19 protein-coding genes and 1 rRNA gene are annotated in these 20,890 nt (G+C 71.1%); 9 read left to right on the forward strand and 11 right to left on the reverse strand.

What is annotated here, in order from left to right:
• Together rrf and IE271_RS29355 are read left to right on the forward strand one after the other, a co-directional pair.
• Positions 1–90 (forward strand): 5S ribosomal RNA (rrf, locus tag IE271_RS29350); the annotation flags it as partial.
• Positions 91–201: 111 nt separating this feature from the next.
• The gene (locus IE271_RS29355) at positions 202–777 is read left to right on the forward strand and encodes a GNAT family N-acetyltransferase (protein ID WP_190193497.1); all 576 of its coding nucleotides are present in this window, start codon (positions 202–204) and stop codon (positions 775–777) included.
• 81 nt (positions 778–858) lie between these two features.
• Here the strand turns inward: IE271_RS29355 and IE271_RS29360 are convergent, their stop codons facing one another.
• The 6 genes from IE271_RS29360 to IE271_RS29385 form a co-directional block, all read right to left on the reverse strand.
• Complete coding sequence (locus IE271_RS29360) at positions 859–2,700, reverse strand: type IV secretory system conjugative DNA transfer family protein (protein WP_190193498.1); 1,842 nt, start codon at positions 2,698–2,700, stop codon at positions 859–861.
• Between the two features lie 54 nt (positions 2,701–2,754).
• Entirely contained in the window at positions 2,755–4,176 is a 1,422-nt protein-coding gene (locus tag IE271_RS29365) for an ATP-binding protein (protein ID WP_190193499.1), read from the reverse strand.
• A gap of 13 nt (positions 4,177–4,189) precedes the next feature.
• Complete coding sequence (locus IE271_RS29370; protein WP_190193500.1) at positions 4,190–5,749, reverse strand: SCO6880 family protein; 1,560 nt, start codon at positions 5,747–5,749, stop codon at positions 4,190–4,192.
• On the reverse strand, positions 5,746–7,080 hold the full coding sequence (locus IE271_RS29375; RefSeq protein WP_190193501.1) for a hypothetical protein: 1,335 nt from the start codon (positions 7,078–7,080) through the stop codon (positions 5,746–5,748). Before IE271_RS29375 ends, IE271_RS29370 begins: the two co-directional genes overlap by 4 nt.
• Positions 7,070–7,924 carry a DUF8175 domain-containg protein gene (locus tag IE271_RS29380; protein WP_190193502.1) on the reverse strand — a complete coding sequence of 285 codons (855 nt, stop codon included), beginning with the start codon at positions 7,922–7,924 and terminating at the stop codon, positions 7,070–7,072. Before IE271_RS29380 ends, IE271_RS29375 begins: the two co-directional genes overlap by 11 nt.
• Positions 7,925–8,122: 198 nt before the next feature.
• The gene (locus IE271_RS29385; RefSeq protein ID WP_190193503.1) at positions 8,123–8,431 is read right to left on the reverse strand and encodes a DUF8827 family protein; all 309 of its coding nucleotides are present in this window, start codon (positions 8,429–8,431) and stop codon (positions 8,123–8,125) included.
• 417 nt (positions 8,432–8,848) lie between these two features.
• Between IE271_RS29385 and IE271_RS29390 the strand changes: the two genes are divergently transcribed.
• Both IE271_RS29390 and IE271_RS29395 read left to right on the forward strand, forming a co-directional pair.
• Positions 8,849–9,856, forward strand: coding sequence for a bifunctional lytic transglycosylase/C40 family peptidase (locus IE271_RS29390; RefSeq protein ID WP_229919627.1), 1,008 nt, complete (start codon positions 8,849–8,851; stop codon positions 9,854–9,856).
• A 191-nt stretch (positions 9,857–10,047) separates the two neighbouring features.
• Positions 10,048–10,752, forward strand: a complete 705-nt coding sequence (locus tag IE271_RS29395; protein ID WP_190193504.1) for a phosphatase PAP2 family protein — start codon at positions 10,048–10,050, stop codon at positions 10,750–10,752.
• Positions 10,753–10,901: 149 nt separating this feature from the next.
• Here IE271_RS29395 and IE271_RS29400 read toward each other — a convergent pair whose 3' ends face one another.
• Complete coding sequence (locus tag IE271_RS29400) at positions 10,902–12,464, reverse strand: FAD-binding oxidoreductase (RefSeq protein ID WP_190193505.1); 1,563 nt, start codon at positions 12,462–12,464, stop codon at positions 10,902–10,904.
• A gap of 419 nt (positions 12,465–12,883) precedes the next feature.
• On the opposite strand from IE271_RS29400, the gene pstS reads away from it, so the two are divergent.
• The 4 genes from pstS to pstB all read left to right on the forward strand — a co-directional run bounded on the left by pstS (position 12,884) and on the right by pstB (position 17,048).
• Positions 12,884–14,017, forward strand: coding sequence for a phosphate ABC transporter substrate-binding protein PstS (gene pstS, locus IE271_RS29405; protein WP_190193506.1), 1,134 nt, complete (start codon positions 12,884–12,886; stop codon positions 14,015–14,017).
• A 128-nt stretch (positions 14,018–14,145) separates the two neighbouring features.
• Positions 14,146–15,153, forward strand: a complete 1,008-nt coding sequence (gene pstC, locus IE271_RS29410; protein ID WP_190193507.1) for a phosphate ABC transporter permease subunit PstC — start codon at positions 14,146–14,148, stop codon at positions 15,151–15,153.
• Positions 15,150–16,223, forward strand: a complete 1,074-nt coding sequence (gene pstA, locus IE271_RS29415; RefSeq protein WP_190193508.1) for a phosphate ABC transporter permease PstA — start codon at positions 15,150–15,152, stop codon at positions 16,221–16,223. The genes pstC and pstA overlap by 4 nt, the downstream gene beginning before the upstream one ends.
• A gap of 48 nt (positions 16,224–16,271) precedes the next feature.
• Positions 16,272–17,048, forward strand: coding sequence for a phosphate ABC transporter ATP-binding protein PstB (gene pstB, locus IE271_RS29420; protein ID WP_190193509.1), 777 nt, complete (start codon positions 16,272–16,274; stop codon positions 17,046–17,048).
• Between the two features lie 157 nt (positions 17,049–17,205).
• Here the strand turns inward: pstB and IE271_RS29425 are convergent, their stop codons facing one another.
• Both IE271_RS29425 and IE271_RS29430 read right to left on the reverse strand, forming a co-directional pair.
• A complete protein-coding gene (locus IE271_RS29425; protein WP_190193510.1) occupies positions 17,206–18,204 on the reverse strand; it encodes an inorganic phosphate transporter in 999 nt (332 codons plus the stop codon).
• Positions 18,205–18,211: 7 nt separating this feature from the next.
• On the reverse strand, positions 18,212–18,832 hold the full coding sequence (locus IE271_RS29430; protein ID WP_190193511.1) for a DUF47 domain-containing protein: 621 nt from the start codon (positions 18,830–18,832) through the stop codon (positions 18,212–18,214).
• 235 nt (positions 18,833–19,067) lie between these two features.
• Between IE271_RS29430 and IE271_RS29435 the strand changes: the two genes are divergently transcribed.
• A complete protein-coding gene (locus IE271_RS29435) occupies positions 19,068–19,442 on the forward strand; it encodes a metal-sensitive transcriptional regulator (protein WP_190193512.1) in 375 nt (124 codons plus the stop codon).
• Between the two features lie 200 nt (positions 19,443–19,642).
• On the opposite strand, the gene IE271_RS29440 is transcribed toward IE271_RS29435, so the two are convergent.
• Together IE271_RS29440 and IE271_RS29445 are read right to left on the reverse strand one after the other, a co-directional pair.
• Complete coding sequence (locus IE271_RS29440) at positions 19,643–19,834, reverse strand: hypothetical protein (protein WP_190193513.1); 192 nt, start codon at positions 19,832–19,834, stop codon at positions 19,643–19,645.
• A gap of 116 nt (positions 19,835–19,950) precedes the next feature.
• Complete coding sequence (locus tag IE271_RS29445) at positions 19,951–20,790, reverse strand: SCO4651 family lipoprotein (RefSeq protein WP_190193514.1); 840 nt, start codon at positions 20,788–20,790, stop codon at positions 19,951–19,953.
• Positions 20,791–20,890 lie beyond the last annotated feature (100 nt).

Here is a 20,890-nt window from a genome sequence, read left to right on the forward strand (position 1 = left end):
CCCGGTTACATTCCGAACCCGGAAGCTAAGCCTCACAGCGCCGATGGTACTGCAGGGGGGACCCTGTGGGAGAGTAGGACGCCGCCGAACAATTCTTGGGAAAGCCCCACACCATTGGTGTGGGGCTTTCCGCATTTCCGGACCCTTTCCGGGACCTTTCCCGGATGAAAGATGTAGTGCACCGGTACTACGGTGGCCCTCATGACGTCCGAGAGCTCCCCGATCCCCGTAGTCCGTTCCGTGCGCGCCGATGAGTGGCCGCAGGTCAAGGAGTTGCGGCTGGCCGCGCTGCAGGATCCCGTCGCGCCCCTCGCCTTCCTGGAGAGCCACGACGACGTGGTGACCCGGCCGGACGCCTACTGGCGGGAGCGGACCGAGGGCGCCGCGGCGGGCAGGACCGACCGGCAGCAGGTGATCGTGGAGGCGCCGGCGGACGGACGGTGGCTCGGCTCGGTCACCGTACTGGTCGAGGAGGCCGGGACCGGAGACCCGTTCGGAACCGAGGTCGACCAGCGGCAGGCTCACCTGGTCGGGGTCTTCGTACGGCCCGAGGCGCGGGGCAAGGGGATCACGGAGCGGCTCTTCGCGGCCGCCCTGGAGTGGGCGTGGGACGTCGCAGGCGTCGACCGGGTGCGCCTCTTCGTGCACGAGCGGAACTCCCGGGCCGAGGGCTTCTACCGCAAGATCGGGTTCGTTCCGACAGGGAGGACCGTGCCTGTGCCGGGGAACCCCGGACAGCGGGAGCTGGAGTTCGTACGGACGCGCAAGCGGGCGTAGCCCTGCAACCAGCCCTGCTGCGACGCCGCACCCTCTCGGGCTGGTGCTCCGGTACCGACGATGTTCCGGTACCGCCGGATCTCACACCGGCAGGTCGTGGTGCGGCCAGCGGGTGCGGGCCTGCTCCCGGGAGCGGAGCAGGGCCAACGTGGGCAGACCGCGGTCCGCGCCCGTGGTGAGCAGGTCCGGGAGTTGCGGCAGCGGCGCGACGGCGGCCACGTCGTCCAGGACCAGGGAGAGTGGTGGGTCGAGGCGACCGGAGGATGACCGTTCGGCCATGCGCCGGCCGCGCTCGACCACGCTTGCGGCCAGGGCCGTCAGGAGGGGCATCGCGCCGGGCCGCGTCCGGGGGTCCTCGATGGCTTCACCGACCACATAAAGTGTTCCCCCTTCGTTGATGAAGGAATCCAAGGTGAGCGCGTCGGTTCGGTTGGGAGTGCAGGACTCGCGGACGTTGATGGTCGAGAGGGCGGCCAGGGCGCGGGACGTCAGCTCCTGCGCGATGTCGCGGCGCTCGGGGTGCGAGGTGAGTGCCGCCTCCAGCTCGCCCGCGGAGCCGGAGGCCGCCTTGGTGTTCGTGCGCAGCGTACGGACCGCGTCCTGGACCTGGGTGCCCTGGGCCCAGCGGTGGACGTGCCGGATGGTGCGGCCGTCGACGGCCGCCGCGTGCAGATAGCTGCGGAGGAGCGTTTCCGCGACGTCGGCCACGGCCTGGTCGATCTTCGCGGTGGGGCGGACGGGGGAGAGCAGGGCGGCCGCCCGCGCCGCCGCGGTGGCCCTGTCCTCGCAGCCGGTGGTCGGCGGCCAGTGGAGGCGGGCCGGCGTGTCGCAGAGGTGCGAGGGGTCGTAGAGGAGGACGGGACCGAGCTTGGCCCGGGCGTCCTTGGTCTCCGCCCAGAGCGCGGGGGAGGACGTGATCACCAGGGCGGGGCCCTCGGCGTCGCGCACGGCCTGGACGGCCAGCGGGTGGCGGGTCTCGGCGGGGCCGAGGACCACCGGGCCGCGGGGCGCGGGCACGGTGACCGGGAGCGGACCGGTCGCGGCGGCGCGCAGCGGTTCGGGGATCAGGGGGCGTTCGCGCACCGGCGCGGCGGCGCCGACGGCGGCCTCCGGAGGGGCCGGGACCACGGCACCGTACGTGCCGGGAAGGCCGGGCACCGGTCCTCCCGCGCCGCCGGTCCCGCCGTAGGCGTCGCCGGGGAGTCCGGACGACAACGGGACCGGGCCGGACGTTCCCGCCGTCCCGTACGCGTCGGGCACACCACCGGTCATGGGTGTCCCCGGAACTGCGGCGGCAGGACCGCCATGGATGTCGTGGACACCGCGGACATCGTGTGCCGTGTGGAGGTACCGCGTATGCGTTCCCGTGGCGTCCGCGGGCGGCTTCTCGTACGCCACGGCTCCTTCTCGGCCCGGGCTCCGTTCGGCAGCCGGTGCCTGCGGCGGAGCCGTGGGCCGTGGGGCGGGCGTCGATGACGCGGGGGTCGCGGGAGGAACGGCGGCGGTGGTCCGGTCCGCGGCGGGGGCCGCCGCGGCCTTCCTGCGGGCCGCGCGGCCCGCCCGCCACCGTGCCGCCGTGCCCATCACGAAGACCGTCAGCACCAGCAGCACCATCAGCTGGCCGATGAACAGCCCCCAGAACAGCCCGTAGCCCGACAGCTGCTCCTCGGGGGTCCCGGGCCAGGCACCCGGGACGTCGTGCGGCTGCCCGACGAGGTGGCGCATGGCCAGCGGGGTGCGGACGAAGGTGACGCCCGAGGGCCAGGAGCCGTGGGCGAAGAGGCCGGCCAGGCCCGTGGCCGACCACACCAGCACGGTCATGCCGAGCAGTAAGGCGAGCACCCCGACCAGCAGTCCGTCGGGGACGCCCCGCTCGCCCTGGCGTCCGCCCTCGCGTCCGCTTCCGCGCTCCTCCGGCCTCATCTCATGCCACCGCTCTCGTCCCGCGCTCTCGTGCCGCTTCGTACGGGTCGCCGGTCACGCCACCGTGGACTCGGACGAGCCGTCGATGTCCGCCATGTGCTGCTCCATGAAGGCCGCCGCCCGCTCCTCCGCCTCCAGCTCGGCGGCGCGCAGGGCGTCGTCCGTGAGGTCGCTGGAGGACTCCGTCATCGCGCGGTCGGTGAAGACCAGGGGACGCTCGGTCTCGGTGATCAGGTGTTTGACCACCTGCACGTTGCCGTTGACGTCCCAGACCGCGATGCCCGGGGTCAGGGTCGGGATGATCTCGACCGCCCAGCGGGGCAGGCCGAGGACCCGGCCCGTGGCTCTGGCCTCGTCGGCCTTCTGGGCGTAGACGGTCCGGGTGGAGGCCATCTTCAGGATCGCCGCGGCCTCCTTCGCGGCGGCTCCGTCCACGACGTCGGACAGGTGGTGGACCACCGCCACGAAGGACAGGCCGAGCCGCCGGCCGAACTTCAGCAGCCGCTGGAACAGCTGGGCCACGAAGGGGCTGTTGATGATGTGCCAGGCCTCTTCGACCAGGAAGATGCGCTTCTTGCGGTCGGGGCGGATCCAGGTGTGCTCCAGCCACACGCCGACGATCGCCATCAGGATGGGCATGGCGATGGAGTTGCGGTCGATGTGGGAGAGGTCGAAGACGATCAGCGGCGCGTCCAGGTCGATGCCGACCGTCGTCGGCCCGTCGAACATGCCCCTGAGGTCACCGTCGACCAGCCGGTCCAGGACCAGGGCCACGTCCAGGCCCCAGGCCCGCACGTCCTCCGTGGCGACGTTCATCGCCTCGGCCGACTCGGGCTCGGGGTGGCGCAGCTGGTCCACGATGTCCGTCAGGACCGGCTGGCGGTCCACGATCGTCCCGTTCACGTAGGCGTGGGCGACCTTCAGCGCGAAGCCGGACCGCTCGTCCAGGCCGTGCCCCATCGCGACCTCGATGATCGTGCGGAGCAGGGCCAGCTGGCCGGTGGTGGTGATCGCCGGGTCCAGCGGGTTGAGCCGGATGCCGTGGTCCAGGGCCGCCGTCGGGTCGAGCCGGATGGGAGTTATGCCCATCTCCTCGGCGATGAGGTTCCACTCGCCGACGCCGTCCTCGCCCTGCGCGTCGAGGACCACGACCTGGCGGTCGCGGAATCTCAGCTGCCGCAGGACGTACGTCTTCTCCAGCGCGGACTTGCCGTTGCCGGACTCGCCGAGCACCAGCCAGTGCGGGGCCGGGAGCTGCTGTCCGTAGAGCTGGAAGGGGTCGTAGATGTAGCCCTTGCCGGAGTACACCTCGCGGCCGATGATGACGCCGGAGTCGCCGAGGCCGGGCGCGGCCGTCGGCAGGTAGACCGCCTGGGCCTGTCCCGTCGACGTCCGCACCGGAAGCCGGGTCGTCTCGACCTTCCCGAAGAGGAAGGACGTGAAGGCGTCCGTGAGCATGGACAGCGGATCCCGCATCGCAGCAGCCCTTCTACCGTCGGATGCCGGTGGCGAACGGCAGTGTGTTCACGAAGGCGCGGTGGTGTTCGCGGTCGCACCACTCCAGCTTCAGGTACGACTTGCCGGCCGAGGCGCGGATGGTGCGCTTGTCTCTCGCGAGCGCCTCCGGCGTACGGGAGGAGACCGTGATGTAGCCGACGAGGTTGACGCCCGCGGCGCCGCTCGCCAGGTCCTCGCCGCGCTGGTCGAGGCGGCTGTGCGAGGCGAGGTCGCGGGGGTCGACCGTGCGGTTCATCTTGGCGGCGCGGCTGGCCTCGGCCACGTCGTTGGTCTTCTCGGTGAGCATGCGCTCGATGGCGATCTCCGTGGGCTCCAGGTCCATGGTGACGGCGACCGTGCGGATCACGTCGGGGGTGTGGACGAGGAGCGGGGCGAGGAAGTTGACGCCGACGGGGGTCATGGGCCACTCCTTGATCCAGGCCGTGGCGTGGCACCAGGGGGCGCGGGTGGAGGACTCGCGGGTCTTCGCCTGGAGGTACGTCGGCTCCATCGCGTCCAGCTCGGCCGGCCAGGCGTTGCGCTTCGTCATCGCCTGGATGTGGTCGATCGGGTGGTCCGGGTCGTACATGGAGTGGATCAGGGAGGAGAGCCGGCTCTGGCCCAGGGGCTGGCGCACCCGGATGTCGGCCTCCTGCAGGCGGGAGCAGATGTCGGTCAGCTCGCGCGCCATGACGACGGCGAGGCCGGCGTCCCGGTCGAGCTTCTTCCCGCCGTGCGGGCGGGCCGCGCGGGCCATCGCCTGGGCCTCGGCGGCCAGCTCCCGCGAGTAGTGCATGCAGGCGACGAGGTAGGCGCGGTGCTGCTCGCTGCTGGTGGAGACCATGGACTGCAGCTGGTCGTAGGACTGCTGGAGCCAGGCCGGGGCGCGGTCGTCGCCGCGCACGGCGACGTCCTTGGCGTGCGCGTCCGGGTCGGCGGGGAGCGTACGGGCGAGCATCTGCAGGCGGGTGACGAAGCCGTCGCCGTTCGCGACGTGCTTCAGCAGGGTGCCGAAGCGGTCGACCAGGGCCTCCTGGTCCTCGGAGTCGCGCAGGCCCACGCCGGGGCCCTCGATCTCGATGGCGGCGGTGACGGTGCGCCGGTCGGCGTGCAGGAGCACGGCGATCTCGTCGGGCCCGAAGGGGGCGGAGAGCCAGTTGATCCGTCCGATGCCGGGCGGCGGGCCGACCTCGACCTCGCGTCCGTCGATGCGGGTGCCGGCCTCCATGGCGGTGCTGCGGTAGGCGGTGCCCTGGCGCAGGGTGCGCTTGTAGCTGCGGTTGATCTCGAACCACTTGTAGAACGTGCGGCGCCGGTACGGGACGTACACGGCGGCCAGCGCCAGCAGCGGGAAGCCCATGAGGAGCACGATGCGCAGGGACAGGACGGGAACGAGGAGCCCGCACATCATGCCGAGGAACGCGCCCGCGATGATCAGGGCGATCTCGCCGGTCTCGCGGTTCCGGCCGATGATCGCGTTCGGCCGGGCGCGGCCGATCAGATACGTACGGCGGGGCGTGACCGGATGGGACAGGTGGGACTCGGTCGTCAACGCCCTTCACCTCCCGAGCGGTTGGTACTGCTGTTGCGTGTGTTGCCGGCGTGAGGAGTGTTCACGGGGCTGTTGCGGGGCGGCGGGGCCGAGGGGGCGGAGCCGCCGCCGGAGCCGGAGGTGCGTGCGCTGTGGGCGGCGACGCCTCCGGTGGCGGGGTTGGCGGGACGCGGCTGGGAACTGCCGCCTCCGCCGCCCGCGCCGTTGTTGTCGGCCCGGGTGCTGTGGGTCTTGATGCCCTGGGCGACGAGGGTGGCGGGGGAGCTGATGACCGCGGCGGCCTTGCCCTCCGCGCCCTGCATGATGCGGTTGTTGCGGGAGCCGGCGATCTCGTCGCCGAAGCCCGGGACGAAGCGGTAGATCATCGCGCTGGCGAAGATGGCCAGCAGGATGATGGCGAGGCCGGAGACGACGGCGGAGAACGCGTCGGGGCCGTCCTCGGCCGACAGGGCGCCGGCCAGGCCGAGCACTATCACGATGACGGGCTTCACCAGGATGACCGCGATCATGATGCCCGCCCAGCGGCGGACGTGGCCCCACAGGTTCTTGTCGACGAGCCCGGCGTACACGACCGTGCCGAGCAGCGCGCCCACGTAGAGGAGGGCGGCGCGGATCACCAGCTCCAGCCAGAGCACGCCGGCGGCGAGGATGGAGACGAGGGAGACGACGATCAGCATGATCGGCCCGCCGCCGATGTCCTCGCCCTTTTCCAGGGCAGCGGAGAAGTTCCCGAAGAACGTGTCCGTCTTGTCGCCGGTGGCCTTGGCCAGCACGTCCGTGACGCTGTCGGTCGCGGAGACGACGGTGTAGAGGATCAGCGGGGTGAACGCCGAGGCCAGGACGGTCAGCCAGAGGAAGCCGATCGCCTCGGACAGGGCCGTGCCGAGGGGGACGCCCCGCACGGCGCGCTTGGCCACGGCGAGCAGCCACAGCAGCAGGGTCAGGATCGTCGACGCGGCGAAGACGACGGCGTACTGCTGCAGGAACGTGGGGTTGGTGAAGTCGACGTTCGCCGTGCTCTGCACGGCGTCGCTGAGCTTGTCGATCGTCCAGGACGCGGCGTCGGCGCAGCCCTTGGCCAGGGAGGAGAGGGGGTCGAGCGTGCTGCCGATGGAGGGACCGTCGGCGCCGCCTCCGCCGCCGCCTCCGCTGTTGTTGCGCTCGCACTCCTCCTTCATGGAGCCGACGACGAACCGGCAGTCGTCGTCACCGGACGGCGACGGCGACGGCGTCGGTGCGGCGACCGCGCGGGTGGCCAGCAGGACGAGTGCCGTCTGGACGGTCGCTGCGGCTGCGGTGACCTTCAGTACGCGGCGTGGGCTACCGGGCATACGTGAAGCCTCCGAACTCCTCGACAGCCTTCGAGATCTCTTCGGACGGCGAGACCTTGTTGTCGCCGTTCACCGGCGCGGGCCCCTCCTGCTGGGAGAAGGCGTCGATCTTCCAGTCACCGTCGGTCCACCGCAGCTGCAGCGTCATCGTGAACCAGTCGCTGCGGACCGGGTCGGTGGAGTCGTCCCCCGCGGTGCCGAACACGCCGGTGCACCAGACCTCCGTGGTCGCCGCGGTGTCCGAGTAGGCCGTGGCCTTCGTGCCGACCGGCATGGTGCGCGACACGTAGGTCTGTCCCGCCGGGGCCTCGCCGTTCCGGTCAAGCCCGACGCTCTTCAGGAACTCCGTGGAGTACGCCTTGTCCATCCTGCTCTTGAACGCGGACACCTTGTCGGCTGCGAAGATCTGTTCGAGGATCTGGGCCCGCCGGGCCGGCTTGTAGATGTCGGCGGACGCGAGCGCCACCGCGTAGTTCGCCGCCGCCGACTGTGCCCCCTCCTGGCTGTGCTCGAAACCCGACGGGATGCCTCCGGTCGTGGTCCGCACGGGGCGGTCGCCGGACGGGGCCGTGGGGGCCGCCGCGCTGCCGGCGGCCTCGTCGTCGGCCGGGCCGGAGCCGCCGCCCCCGCGGTTGGCGAAGGCGATGGCCGCGATCAGCAGCACCACGACGCCGACGACCGTGACCAGGCTTCTGGACGAGGACCGTCCGGACCGCCGGGCGCCGCCGTACATGTCGTCGCCCCGGCCGGGCAGCCGGGTACGTGTCTGGCCGCTGCCCCCGTACCCGCCGTCGTTCCCGGAGCGCGCGGCGTCTCCGTACCCGCTCTCGTCGCCGAGACTCATGCCGCGTCAGCCCCCTCGGCCTCATGGTGAACCGCGTAGTACGACGGTAGCCGCGCTGGTGGCCGCGCGGGCGCGGTGTGGTGACTCGACATCAGGGAAACGCAACCTCAGCCGGTGGGCACGACGGACGGGTGGGGAGATAGGGGGGAACCGGGCGCGCCCGGCCGGGGACTGAGGGGCGCCTGGCGCGGCGGCGGGTTACACGGCCATGCCGTACACGATGGTGAAGAGCGTGCCGAGGGAGCCGATGATGAAGACTCCGGTCAGGCCCGCGATGATGAGCCCCTTGCCCTGTTCGGCACTGAAGGTGTCGCGCAGGGCCGTCGCGCCGATGCGCTGCTTGGCCGCGCCCCAGATCGCGATGCCGAGGCAGAGGAGGATGGCCACCGCCATCACGACCTCGATCATCACCCGCGCCTCGTTGCCCAGAGTGCCGAACGGCCCCCAGTCCGGGGCGATTCCCCCGATGATCGTGGTGATGTCGCCCTCTTCGGCCGCAAGGAACATGTAAGTCACCGCCCCTAATGGGTAGTTCTGTCTCCCCTGCCACTCTGCGCAGAGGTCAGGCTCATTGTCGCCGACAATGGTGCCTTCGTATGTCGACTTGGCGTCATTGATTGGCGGGTTTCGTACGAATCCCTTGCCGCCGCCCCTCGCCGGCCCCTGCGGGCGGTCCGGAACGGTGAATCAGGAGGCGTATGGTCACTCTGTGTATCACGCCAGGTCACGGCGGGCAATGAAGAACAGCGGAACCTGTCGTACGGGTGCGTCGTTATCCCCTTCTACATCTTTTCCAGCTTCCCACGCCGAGTGACGGTCTTTCGGGACTTGGCCACGTGATGATTCTCCGTAAATGTGATCGTTCCGCTGCGGGGTCGCCGCCTCTACACTGACCCCGGTGGACTCCTGTGCGACGAGGGGCGGTTGACGGTGCGTAAGGCGTGGATCGTGGCGTCCGCCGTCGTCGGCGCAGGTCTGAGCTTCGTGATGCTGCTGGTCGTCGGGGTCTACATGGTCGCCGGGAACCTCGCCAACGGCGTCGGCGGCGGTTCGGTCGGACTGGCCAAGGGCGCCGTGCCCGCCGCCTACCGGGCGCTCGTGCAGAAGTGGGGCAATCTGTGCAGCGCGATCAACCCCGCGCTGCTCGCCGCGCAGCTGTACCAGGAGAGCGGGTTCAACCCCAGAGCCCAGAGCGCGGCCGCGGCGCAGGGCATAGCGCAGTTCATCCCCGGCACCTGGGCCACGCACGGGGTCGACGGCAACGGCGACGGCAGACGCGACGTCTGGGACCCGGCCGACGCGATCCCGTCGGCCGCCTCCTACGACTGCGAGCTCGCCAAGTACGTCAAGGACGCGCCCGGCGACCCGACGGAGAACATGCTGGCCGCGTACAACGCGGGGGCGTACGCCGTCATCAAGTACGGGGGCGTCCCGCCGTACGCGGAGACCCGGAACTACGTCAAGACGATCACGACCCTGCAGGAGAGCTTCGCCGCGCCCGTCGAGCGCGTCGACCCCTCGCGGCAGGCCGCCGCGGCGATCGAGTACGCGCAGAAGAAGCTCGGCACGCCCTATCTGTGGGGCGGCACCGGCACCGCCGCGCAGGGCGGGCGCTTCGACTGTTCGGGCCTGACGCAGGCCGCGTATCGCAGCGTGGGCATCGAGCTGCCGCGCGTCGCCAACGACCAGTACAACGCGGGACCGCACCCGAGCCGCGACGAGCTGCTCCCCGGTGACCTGGTGTTCTTCTCCGACGACCTCACCAATTCGCGGGCCATCCGGCACGTGGGGATCTACGTCGGCGGGGGCTACATGATCGACGCGCCGCGCACGGGCGCCGTGATCCGGTTCGACCCGGTCGACACGCCGGACTACTTCGGCGCCACCCGGGTGACCGAGGATGGCGCGAAAGCGTTGCCCACCTCTGTGTGAACCCCTCCCCTGAGCTGCGGAGACGAGTCTCTCTTCGATAACGTCTGCGTGATCATTCGGTGGAGTGCGGAACGCGGGGAACCGGACTGTGCGTTCCTCTATGTGTAGAGCAGATCTACCACCACGGGGGTGCATCGGGCGGCGCGCGCACGGGTGCGCCCGCAACTGACGACGAAGGGGCCGCAGCGCAGATGGCTGGACTCGCCGAATCAGGGTCGAACCCCGACGTCGACTTGCTCTACGACATCAACGGGCTCGCCAAGGAAGCGCCGCACTGGTTCGACCGGTGCATGGAGTTCGTGGGCGAGTACGGGCTGCTTCTCGCCATGGTGCTGCTCGTGCTGTGGTGCTGGTGGGGCGTGCGCCGCCGGGGCGGCGAGAGCGCCGCCGCGTCCGTGGCCGCACTGGTGTGGGTCCCCCTCGCGGCGGGCGTGGCCGTCCTGGTCAACGTGCCCATCCGGGGCTTCGTGGAGAGACCCCGGCCCTTCCTGGAACACCAGGGCCTCGAAGTCCTCATCGAGGGCAAGAACGACTACTCCTTCGTGAGCGACCACGCGACGCTCACGATGGCGATGGGCGTCGCGCTGTTCGTGGCGAACCGGAAGTTCGGCCTCGTCGGCATCCTGCTCGGGCTGCTCGGCGGGTTCTGCCGGGTCTACATGGGCGTGCACTACCCGACGGACGTCGTCGGCGGCTTCGCGCTCGGCACGGCCGTGGCGCTGCTGCTGTCCCCGCCCGCCATGGCGCTGCTGACCCCCCTCATGCGAGCCGTCGAGCGCTCGCCGAAGGTCTCCTGGCTGGTCAGAGCGCGGGGCGCGGAGCGGTCCGGGGACGGGCCGCTGATCCCGGGGGCGCGGTCGGGCGCGGCGTCCGAGGAGCGCGACCTGGCCGCCTGAGCGGCCGGACCGGTCCTTCCCCTTCCACCGGCTCTCCTCCGAGGCCGCGGTGTCCACGGGCACCGCGGCCTCGCCGTGTTCCCGCGCTCTCCGCCGTGCCGTCGTCGGGGCCTTCCGCCGCCCCCGCGGGGTCTCGCGGACACGCCTCCCTACAGCCCCTGCGGATACGCGAAGAAGCGGTCCGGGTCGTACCGCTTCCTCAGCTTCTCCAGGCGGGCGGCGACCGGGCCGTAGTAGGCGGTGCGCCAGTCCTTCAGGCCCGGGTCCGTGTAGTTCTGGTAGGCCGCGCCCGAGGCGTGGGACCTCATCGCCGCGTGCGTGGAATCCAGCCACGACCGGGCCGCGGCGCCCGGGGTGCCCGCGTCCCAGGAGGCGACGTACTGGGCGAGCATCCGCGAGCGGCGGTGCACGAACGCCGTCGCGGTCGGGTCCACCCGGTTCACCGCGCCGCCGAGCGCGGTCAGCGCGACACTGCCCGAGTCCTCGCGCATCCCGGCCACCCGGTCCAGCAGGGTCCGGACGCCGGCCTCCGGCAGGGAGCGGTCGAAGAAGTCCGAGCGGGCCGCGTACGTCTCCCGCCTCAGCGCGCCCCGCGGGGAGCGACCGGGCACCGTCCCCGGCAGATGGCACTGCTCGTCCCCGTCGAAGGAGGCGCAGCCCGCGTACACCTCCATCGACTCCCGGTACGAGCGGCGGCGCAGGGAGACGCCGCTCGCGGGGGCGCCGACGGCGTCGGCGAGCCGGTCGACGGCGTTCTGCAGTTCGCCGTAGGTGCCGAGGGACAGCGCGGTGACGGAGACCGAGGGCGTGCCGCGGGTGCTGTCGAGGCGGCAGGCGGACCAGATCTCGTCGGGCTGGTCCGGTCCCCACTCCTGCCAGGCCCGCACCACGTCGGCGGCGCGCGGCCAGGGCCAGCTCAGGTCGGCGGAGACGGCCTGCGGCGCCGGGTGGGTCCTGAAGTGCAGCTCGGTGACGACGCCGAAGTTGCCGTTGCCCGCGCCGCGCAGCGCCCAGAACAGGTCCGCGTTCTCCTCCGCGTCGGCCGTGATCTCCTTGCCGTCCGCGGTGACCAGGACGGCGCGGGTCAGGCTGTCGCAGGTCAGGCCGTACGCGCGGGAGACGACCCCGTGGCCGCCGCCGAGCGTGAGCCCGGAGACGCCGACGGTCGGGCAGGAGCCGGCGGGTATGGTCGCGCCCTTCGCGGCGAGCGCCCGGTAGACGTCGATGAGCTTGGCACCGGCGCCGACGACGGCCTCGCCGCCCGAGGCCCGCACCGCCGACAGCCGCGACACGTCGACGATCAGCCGGCCGTCGCCGGAGGAGAAGCCCGCGTAGGAGTGGCCGCCGTTGCGGATCGCCACCGGGACGCCGTGCGCGCGGGCGTGGGCGAGGACCGTGCGGACGTCGCCGGTGTGGGCGGCGTAGGCGACGGCCGCGGGTCTCAGGGAGTCGAAGCGGGTGTTGTAGAGCTGCCGGGCGACCGTCCAGTCGGCGTCGCCCGGCCGGACGAGGGTGCCGTCCAGGTCGCGGGCCAGCGCCTTCCAGTCGGCGGGGGCGGCGGACGCGGTGGGTCGGCCCGCGGTGCGGGAGGCCGTCCCGCCGGCGGGCGCGCGCCCGCCGCCGCCGCTGCCGCCCGCCGTGCCGCTGCATCCGGCCGCGGCGGCCGCCGAGAGCGCGGCCGTGCCGCCGACCGTGAACGTGCGCCGTCGCATGTGTGCCCCTCCCTGGAGAACCCGTGGGACGAGACGGGTTCTCGCCCGTACGGGTTCCCCGGTGACGCCGGCGGGAACGGGCGCGGCCCCCGGGAGCGGCCCGTCCGCCCGCACCGCGCGATCGCGGCGTCCGGAGGTCTCGGGAGCTCCGCGTGCCCTTCGCGTGCCCTCCCCGTGAGCGTTCCGTGACCTCACCGCACTGACGGCAGGGGTTCACCCTCCGTTCATTCACGGCCATCGGCGGCTTCACCTGATCTGCCTAATTTCGGCCTTACCGGGTGCGGGGTGCGTACGAAAGAACGCTTTCACACCCTCCGCTCCACAGCAGTACGACGGCAGTCCCGGACGTGCCCGGGGAACTGCACCACGACTTCGCACGCCGCCGGCAGAAGGCGGCTCCTCGGAAGGAACCACCGAAAGTGAAGCTTCAGCGCAAGAACCGGCTTCGCGCCCTTTCCCTCGGTGCCGTCGCCGTCTCCGGCGCCCTGGCCCTGACGGCGTGCGGCTCCGACGACACGAGCGGCAACGCGGACGGCGGCAGCAAGACCTCCACGGCCGCCGCCAGCAAGATCGACTGCGGTGACGCCAAGGGCCAGCTGCAGGCTTCCGGCTCCTCCGCGCAGAAGAACGCCGTCGACGCCTGGGTCAAGGCCTACCGGACCGCCTGCCCCGGCGTGCAGATCAACTACAACCCGACCGGCTCGGGCGCCGGCATCACGGCGTTCCTGCAGGGCCAGACGGCCTTCGCCGGCTCCGACTCCGCGCTGGACTCCACGGAGATCGCCGACTCCAAGAAGGTCTGCACCGGCGGCCAGGCCGTCGACCTGCCCATGGTCGTCGGCCCGATCGCGGTCGGCTTCAACGTCCCGGGCGTCGACACCCTGGCCCTGGACGCCGCGACCCTCGCCCAGATCTTCGACGGCAAGATCACCAACTGGAACGACGACGCCATCGCGAAGCTGAACCCCGACGCGCAGCTCCCCGACCTGAAGATCCAGGCCTTCCACCGCTCGGACGAGTCCGGCACCACGGAGAACTTCACCAAGTACCTCAAGGCCGCGGCGCCCAAGGACTGGAAGTACGAGCCCGAGAAGGCCTGGCAGGCCAAGGGCGGCCAGTCCGCGTCCGGCTCCTCCGGTGTCGCCCAGCAGGTGAAGCAGACCTCGGGCGCGATCTCCTACATGGAGCTGTCCTACGCCAAGGACGGCATCAAGACGGTCGACGTCAAGACCGAGGCCACCGAGCCGGTCGCGGCCACCGCCGAGAACGCCACCAAGTCCCTGACCGAGGCCAAGGTCGTCGGCTCCGGCAAGGACCTGGCGCTCGAGCTGAACTACACGCCGTCCGCCGAGGGCGCCTACCCGATCACCCTGGTCACCTACGAGATCGTCTGTGACAAGGGCAACAAGGCGGAGACCCTGCCCGCCACCAAGTCCTTCCTGAACTACATCGCCTCCGAGGACGGCCAGGCGCAGCTGACCGAGGCCGGCTACGCCCCCGTTCCCGACGACATCATCGGCAAGGTCCGCGAGACCGTCTCGGAACTGAGCTGATCCGAGCGCGGGTCCGCCCCCGAGGGGCGGGCCCGCGCCGTCCGGTGCACCGCCGCCAGGAGCCCCCACCGCATGGGCGGCTCCGCCCCGAGCCGCCCGCACGGCGGCTCCGCAGACCGGAGAACCCGATGGACATATCAACGCAGAACACTGCCGCTCCACCCGTGACCGACCAGCCCTCCGACGCCCAGCAGAAGCGCGCCGCGCGCGGCGCCACCCGACCCGGTGACCGGATCTTCCTCGGTCTCTCCCGCGGCTCCGGCATCTTCCTGCTGGTGATCATGGCGGCCATCGCCGTCTTCCTCACCTACCGTGCCGCGATCGCGATCGGCAAGGACGAGGCCAACTTCTTCACCACCTTCGAGTGGAACCCCACCGGCACGCCGCCGGAGTTCGGCATCGCGGTCCTGGCCTTCGGCACCGTCGTGTCGTCGATCATCGCCATGGCCATCGCGGTCCCGGTCTCGGTGGGCATCGCCCTGTTCATCACGCACTACGCCCCGCGCCGCATCGGCGGCGTCATCGCGTACGTGGTCGACCTGCTCGCCGCCGTGCCCTCCATCGTGTACGGCCTGTGGGGCGTCCTCTTCCTCGTGCCGCAGCTGGACGGCCTCTACGGCTGGCTGGACGACTACCTCGGCTGGACCGGCGTCTTCTCGTGGCAGGGCGGCGCGCCCCGCTCGCTGTTCACCGTCGGCATCCTGCTCGCGATCATGATCCTGCCGATCATCACCAACGTGAGCCGCGAGGTCTTCCGGCAGGTCCCGCAGATGCACGAGGAGGCGGCCCTGGCCCTCGGCGCCACGCGCTGGGAGGTCATCCGCATGGCCGTCCTGCCCTTCGGCCGCTCCGGCATCATCTCCGCCTCGATGCTCGGCCTCGGCCGCGCGCTCGGCGAGACCATGGCGGTGGCGATGGTCCTCTCCCCGCTCTTCGACATCCAGGCCAGCCTGCTCGACTACGGCGGCGGCACCTTCGCGCAGAACATCGCCAGCAAGTTCAACGAGGCCACCGAGATGGGCCGGGACGCGCTCATCGCCTCCGGCCTGGTGCTCTTCGTCATCACACTGCTGGTCAACGGCGCGGCTCGCATGATCATCGCCCGCCGCAAGGAGTACTCGGGGGCCAACGCATGAGCAACGCAACCCTCCCTGACACGCAGGGCAAGCGCCCGAGCAGCCTGCGCGGCGCGACGCTGCCCAAGTGGTTCCCCTGGGCGGTCGCCGCGGGCTCGATCGTCCTCGGCCTCGGCATCAGCGCCGCGGCGGGGCTGGAGAGCGACATCCAGTGGGGCCTGATCGCCGCGGTCCTCTTCGTCCTCGGCTCGTACGGCATCGCCGCGAAGGTCGAGGGGCGCCGGCAGGCCAAGGACCGGGTGGCGACCAGCCTGGTGTGGGTCGCGTTCATCCTGGCCGTCCTCCCGCTGGCCTCCCTGATCTGGGAGACCGTCAAGCGCGGTGTGAAGGTCCTCGACGGGTACTTCCTCACCCACTCGATGGGCATCGTCGGCGACACCGAGCCCGGCGGCGGCATCTACCACGCCATCCTCGGCACCCTGGAGCAGGTCGGCCTCGCCACCCTGATCGCCGTGCCGATCGGCGTGCTGACCGCGATCTACCTGGTCGAGTACGGCCGGGGCCGGCTCGCCAAGGCCGTCACCTTCTTCGTCGACGTCATGACGGGCATCCCGTCGATCGTCGCGGGCCTGTTCGTCCTCAGCCTGTGGATCATCACCCTCGGCATGGGCTACTCCGGCTTCGCCGGCTCGATGGCCCTGACCATCCTGATGCTGCCGGTCGTCGTCCGCTCCACCGAGGAGATGCTCAAGCTCGTCCCGAACGAGCTGCGCGAAGCCTCCCTGGCGCTGGGCGTGCCGAAGTGGCGGACCATCCTGAAGGTCGTGCTGCCGACCTCGATCGGCGGCATCACCACGGGCGTGATGCTCGCGGTCGCCCGTATCGCCGGTGAGACCGCCCCCGTGCTGCTGCTGGTGTGGGTCACGCCCCTCATCAACGCCAACCCGTTCTCCGACCCGCAGGCGTCGCTGCCGGTGTACATCTACCTGCAGTACGCGAACAGCGGCGGCGAGGGCGCGGCGTACGACCGGGCGTGGGCCGCGGCACTGGTCCTCATCCTCTTCATCATGATCCTCAACATGGCGGCCCGCGGACTCGCCCGCTGGAAGGCCCCCAAGACCGGTCGCTGACGCGGCCATACAGCGACCGACGCTCGAAGTACTGGAAGTGAAGAAGCCATGGCCAAGCGCATAGACGTCAGCGGGCTCACCGCCTACTACGGTTCCCACAAGGCCATCGAGGACATCTCGATGACCGTGGAGCCGCGCTCCGTGACGGCCTTCATCGGCCCGTCCGGCTGCGGGAAGTCGACCTTCCTGCGCACCCTGAACCGGATGCACGAGGTCACCCCCGGCGGCCGCGTCGAGGGCAAGGTGCTCCTGGACGACGAGGACCTGTACGGGGCGAGCATCGACCCCGTGGCCGTGCGCCGCACGGTCGGCATGGTCTTCCAGCGGCCCAACCCCTTCCCCACCATGTCGATCTTCGACAACGTGGCGGCGGGCCTCCGCCTGAACGGCAGCTACAAGAAGTCCGAGCTGAACGACGTCGTCGAGAAGTCCCTCAAGGGCGCCAACCTCTGGAACGAGGTGAAGGACCGCCTCAACAAGCCCGGCTCGGGCCTGTCCGGCGGTCAGCAGCAGCGCCTGTGCATCGCCCGCGCGATCGCCGTCGAGCCGGACGTCCTGCTGATGGACGAGCCCTGCTCGGCCCTCGACCCGATCTCGACCCTCGCCATCGAGGACCTGATCGGCGAGCTGAAGGAGCGCTTCACGATCGTCATCGTGACGCACAACATGCAGCAGGCGGCGCGCGTCTCGGACCGCACGGCGTTCTTCAACCTGGCGGCCGTGGGCCAGCCCGGCAAGCTGATCGAGATCGACGACACGGAGCGCATCTTCTCCAACCCGTCGGTCCAGGCGACCGAGGACTACATCTCCGGCCGCTTCGGCTGACCGGACGGGTGCCCCGGCCGCGGCGGCCGGGGCACCCGTCCCCCGATGACCCCTCGCGGTGCTGCATGGCGGTGCCACCGCGAGGACGAAGAGGGCCCGCCCCCTGGCTCCCGGGGGGCGGGCCCGTTCGTTCGTGCGCGGGGCGGATCCCGCCGCGCTACAGCGCGACCAGGTTCACGATCCAGAAGCTGACCGCCGCGACGAGGGCCGCCGCCGGCATGGTGATGAACCAGCCCAGGATGATGTTCTTGGCCACGCCCCAGCGCACCGCGTTCACGCGCTTGGTGGCGCCGACGCCCATGATCGCGGAAGTGATCACGTGCGTGGTCGAGATCGGCGCGTGGAAGAGGAACGCGGTGGTGAACATGATCGACGCGCCGGTCGCCTCGGCGGCGAAGCCCTGCGGCGGGTCGAGCTCGATGATCTTGCGGCCGAGGGTGCGCATGATGCGCCAGCCGCCCGCGTACGTGCCGAGCGAGAGCATCAGGGCACAGGCGATCTTGACCCAGACCGGGATCGGGTCGCTGTAGTCCTCGACGTCGGCGATGACCAGCGCCATCACCACGATGCCCATCGTCTTCTGCGCGTCCTGCAGACCGTGGCCGAGGGCCATGCCGGCCGCCGACACCGTCTGCGCGATGCGGAAGCCGCGCTTGGCCTTGTGCGGGTTGGTCCGCCGGAAGAGCCACAGGATGGCCGTCATCACCAGGTAGCCGATCACCAGGCCGACCACCGGCGAGACGAACATCGGGATGACGATCTTCTCCAGGACGCCGGACCAGTACACCGTCGTCCCGCCCGCGAGCGCCGCGCCCACCATGCCGCCGAACAGGGCGTGCGAGGAGGACGACGGGAGCCCGAAGTACCAGGTGATCAGGTTCCAGGCGATCGCGCCGACCAGGGCGGCGAAGAGGATGCCCATCCCCTTCGAGCCCTCGGGCGTGGAGATCAGCCCCTCGCTGACCGTCTTGGCGACGCCGCTGCCGAGGAACGCGCCCGCCAGGTTCATCACCGCGGCCATCGCCAGCGCGGCGCGCGGCGTCAGGGCCCGGGTGGAGACCGAGGTCGCGATCGCGTTGGCCGAGTCGTGGAAGCCGTTGGTGTACGTGAAGAAGAGCGCGACCCCGATGGTCACGACCAGAGCGAAGGTGTCCATGAGGGGCTCAGGACTCCTTGACGGCGATGGTCTCCACCGTGTTCGCCACGTGCTCGAAGGCGTCGGCCGCCTCCTCCAGTACGTCCACGATCTGCTTCAGCTTGAGCACCTCGATCGCGTCGTACTTGCCGTTGAACAGCGTCGCCAGCAGTTTGCGGTGGATCTGGTCCGCCTGGTTCTCCAGGCGGTTGACCTCGATCCAGTACTCGGTGAGGTTGTCCATCGTGCGCAGGTTCGGCATGGCCTCGGCGGTCAGCTCCGCCGCCCGCGCCAGGACCTCGATCTGCTGCTCGACGCCCTTGGGCAGTTCCTCCACGTTGTAGAGGACGACCAGGTCGACGGCCTCCTCCATGAAGTCCATGATGTCGTCGAGGGACGACGCGAGGCTGTAGATGTCCTCGCGGTCGAACGGCGTGATGAAGGAGGAGTTCAGCTGGTGGAAGATCGCATGCGTGGCGTCGTCACCGGCGTGTTCCGCGGCCCGCATACGCTCTGCGATCTCGGCCCGGGCGGAGACGTCCGCCCCGAGCAGTTCCATCAGGAGCTTCGAGCCCGTGACGATGTTGTCCGCGGAGGCGGCGAACATGTCGTAGAAGCTCGTCTCCCTGGGGGTCAGACGAAAACGCACGTGGGGTCCTCGGGGTGCTTCGGTTTCGGTCAGGCTGATGCTAAGCGCATCATCCGGCCACGGCTAAGCGGCCGTCCCCAAGTGTCGCCCATCAGGCAGAGTGATGGGGACGGGGCCCCGCCGGCCGTCGGCCACAGGCTCCCTACCCAAGGAAATTCGGTACCATATACCCCGTAGGGGTATGTGTATCCGGCGAAGCCGACAGGCCGACCGGAAGATTCTCCAGGAGGACGCGATGACGACCACCGAGGCCGGCGCGACGAGCGCGGAAGCGCCCTCCGAGGCCCCCCGGGACGCCGACGGGGCGGAGACCGACCACGACCGCGGGATCCACGGCTACCACCAGCAGAAGGACGAGCACCTCAAGCGGCTGCGCCGGATCGAGGGCCAGATCCGCGGCCTGCAGCGCATGGTCGGCGAGGACGTCTACTGCATCGACATACTCACCCAGGTCTCCGCCTCCACCAAGGCGCTGCAGTCCTTCGCCCTCCAGCTCCTGGAGGAGCACCTGCGCCACTGCGTCGCCGACGCGGCCCGCAAGGGCGGCTCCGAGATCGACGCGAAGGTCGAGGAGGCGACGAAGGCGATCGGGCGGCTGCTGCGCACGTGAGCCGACGGCGGCCGGCTCCCGGCCGGGCGCGCGGAGGGCCGCTTCCGGCGGGACGCGTGGACGGCCGCCCGTCCGGCCGCGCACTGCGGCCGCCCGGGTGCACCGTCCGGCCGAGGGCGCGGGAAGGCGCGTCCGCGGTCGGCGACGGGCCGGTCACGTGACGCGGCGGGGACCGGGCCGCGTCCGCTCAGTGGTGTGGCCTACTTCGGGTTCGTCCCGTGCTTCGCGAGGAAGCGTTGTTCGGCCATCTTCAGCACCTCGTCGATGCGGTCGGGGCTGAGCCGGTCCTCATGGGCGGCCGAGGCCGCGATGATCAGATCTCCGCACAGCTCGATCTCGGCGAGGGCCACGTGGTCCTGGACCGCCGTACCGCGCATCGGAGCCACGTGCATCACCTCTTCCTGCCGTCACCGACTTCTTAGGGTAGGGAGCGGCGCACGGACAGCGCATGGCACCAACGGACCATTTCCGGTCCGGCACCTTCCGGCCGGGACGGGGCCCGGCGGCGCTACCGCTCGGCGATCCGCCCGGCGAAGATGTCGTCCTCGTCCGGCAGCCGCACGTCGGCGGGGACGCCGAAGTCGTACAGCAGGACCGTCGAGGCGACGGCGACGGTGCCCTCGTGCGTGTCGTTCACGAAGCTGAAGCGGTGCCGGACCTTGCGGACGCGGCCCTCGTCGTCGAGGTAGGCGTCGAAGGGCACCAGGGCCGTGGCGAACCCTTTCGCCGCCGCCCGCAGCGGCCCCCGGTTGCCCTCGGAGGCCCCCTTCGCGGCCAGCGCGAGGTCGGCCGTGCCGCGGTAGTGGCGCACGGCGGTGCCGGCTACCTCGGCCGTGCCGACGTACGTGGCGTCGCGGGTGCCGCGCAGCAGCTCGACGGCGGCGGACGGGTCGGTGGCGCCGCCGGTGACCAGGTTCCCGTCGGACAGCCCCGCCGTGTCGACGCGCACCCACTTGTCGGCGGGCACGCCCGCGCCGCGGTTCTTCATGTACAGGGCGCCCGGGGCGAGCAGTTCGGTGATCGGGCGGTGCTCCTCGCTGCCGGTCGGATCCTGCGGCAGCAGCACCCGCAGCCGGCCGAGCCGGTCCCGGAAGTCGTAGACGCCCTCGCCGCGGATGGTCACGCGGGTGCCGCCGGTGGCCATCTCCATCGACGTACGGGCCCGGGAGCTGCCGGCGCGGGCCAGGCCGGCGGCCGCCCGGTGCAGGCTCTCCACGGGGTCCGCGGCGCGCGCGTCCTCGGCGGCCGCCCCGGTGGGGGAGCAGCCGGTGCCGCAGACCGCCAGTCCCACCGCCGCGGCGGCCAGCGCCGCCGCCGTGCCGGTCCGCCTGTGCTGCCGCTCCCTCATCGTCTGCCTACCCCCAAGCCGGGCCGTCCTCGCGGGCCTTGTCGCTCCGGTTAACGACGGGTAAGGGGTGCCGTCACGCCGAGGGACTCCGTTCACCTGC

The sequence above is a fragment of the Streptomyces minutiscleroticus genome (assembly GCF_014650875.1).
Taxonomy (GTDB): Bacteria; Actinomycetota; Actinomycetes; order Streptomycetales; family Streptomycetaceae; genus Streptomyces; species Streptomyces minutiscleroticus.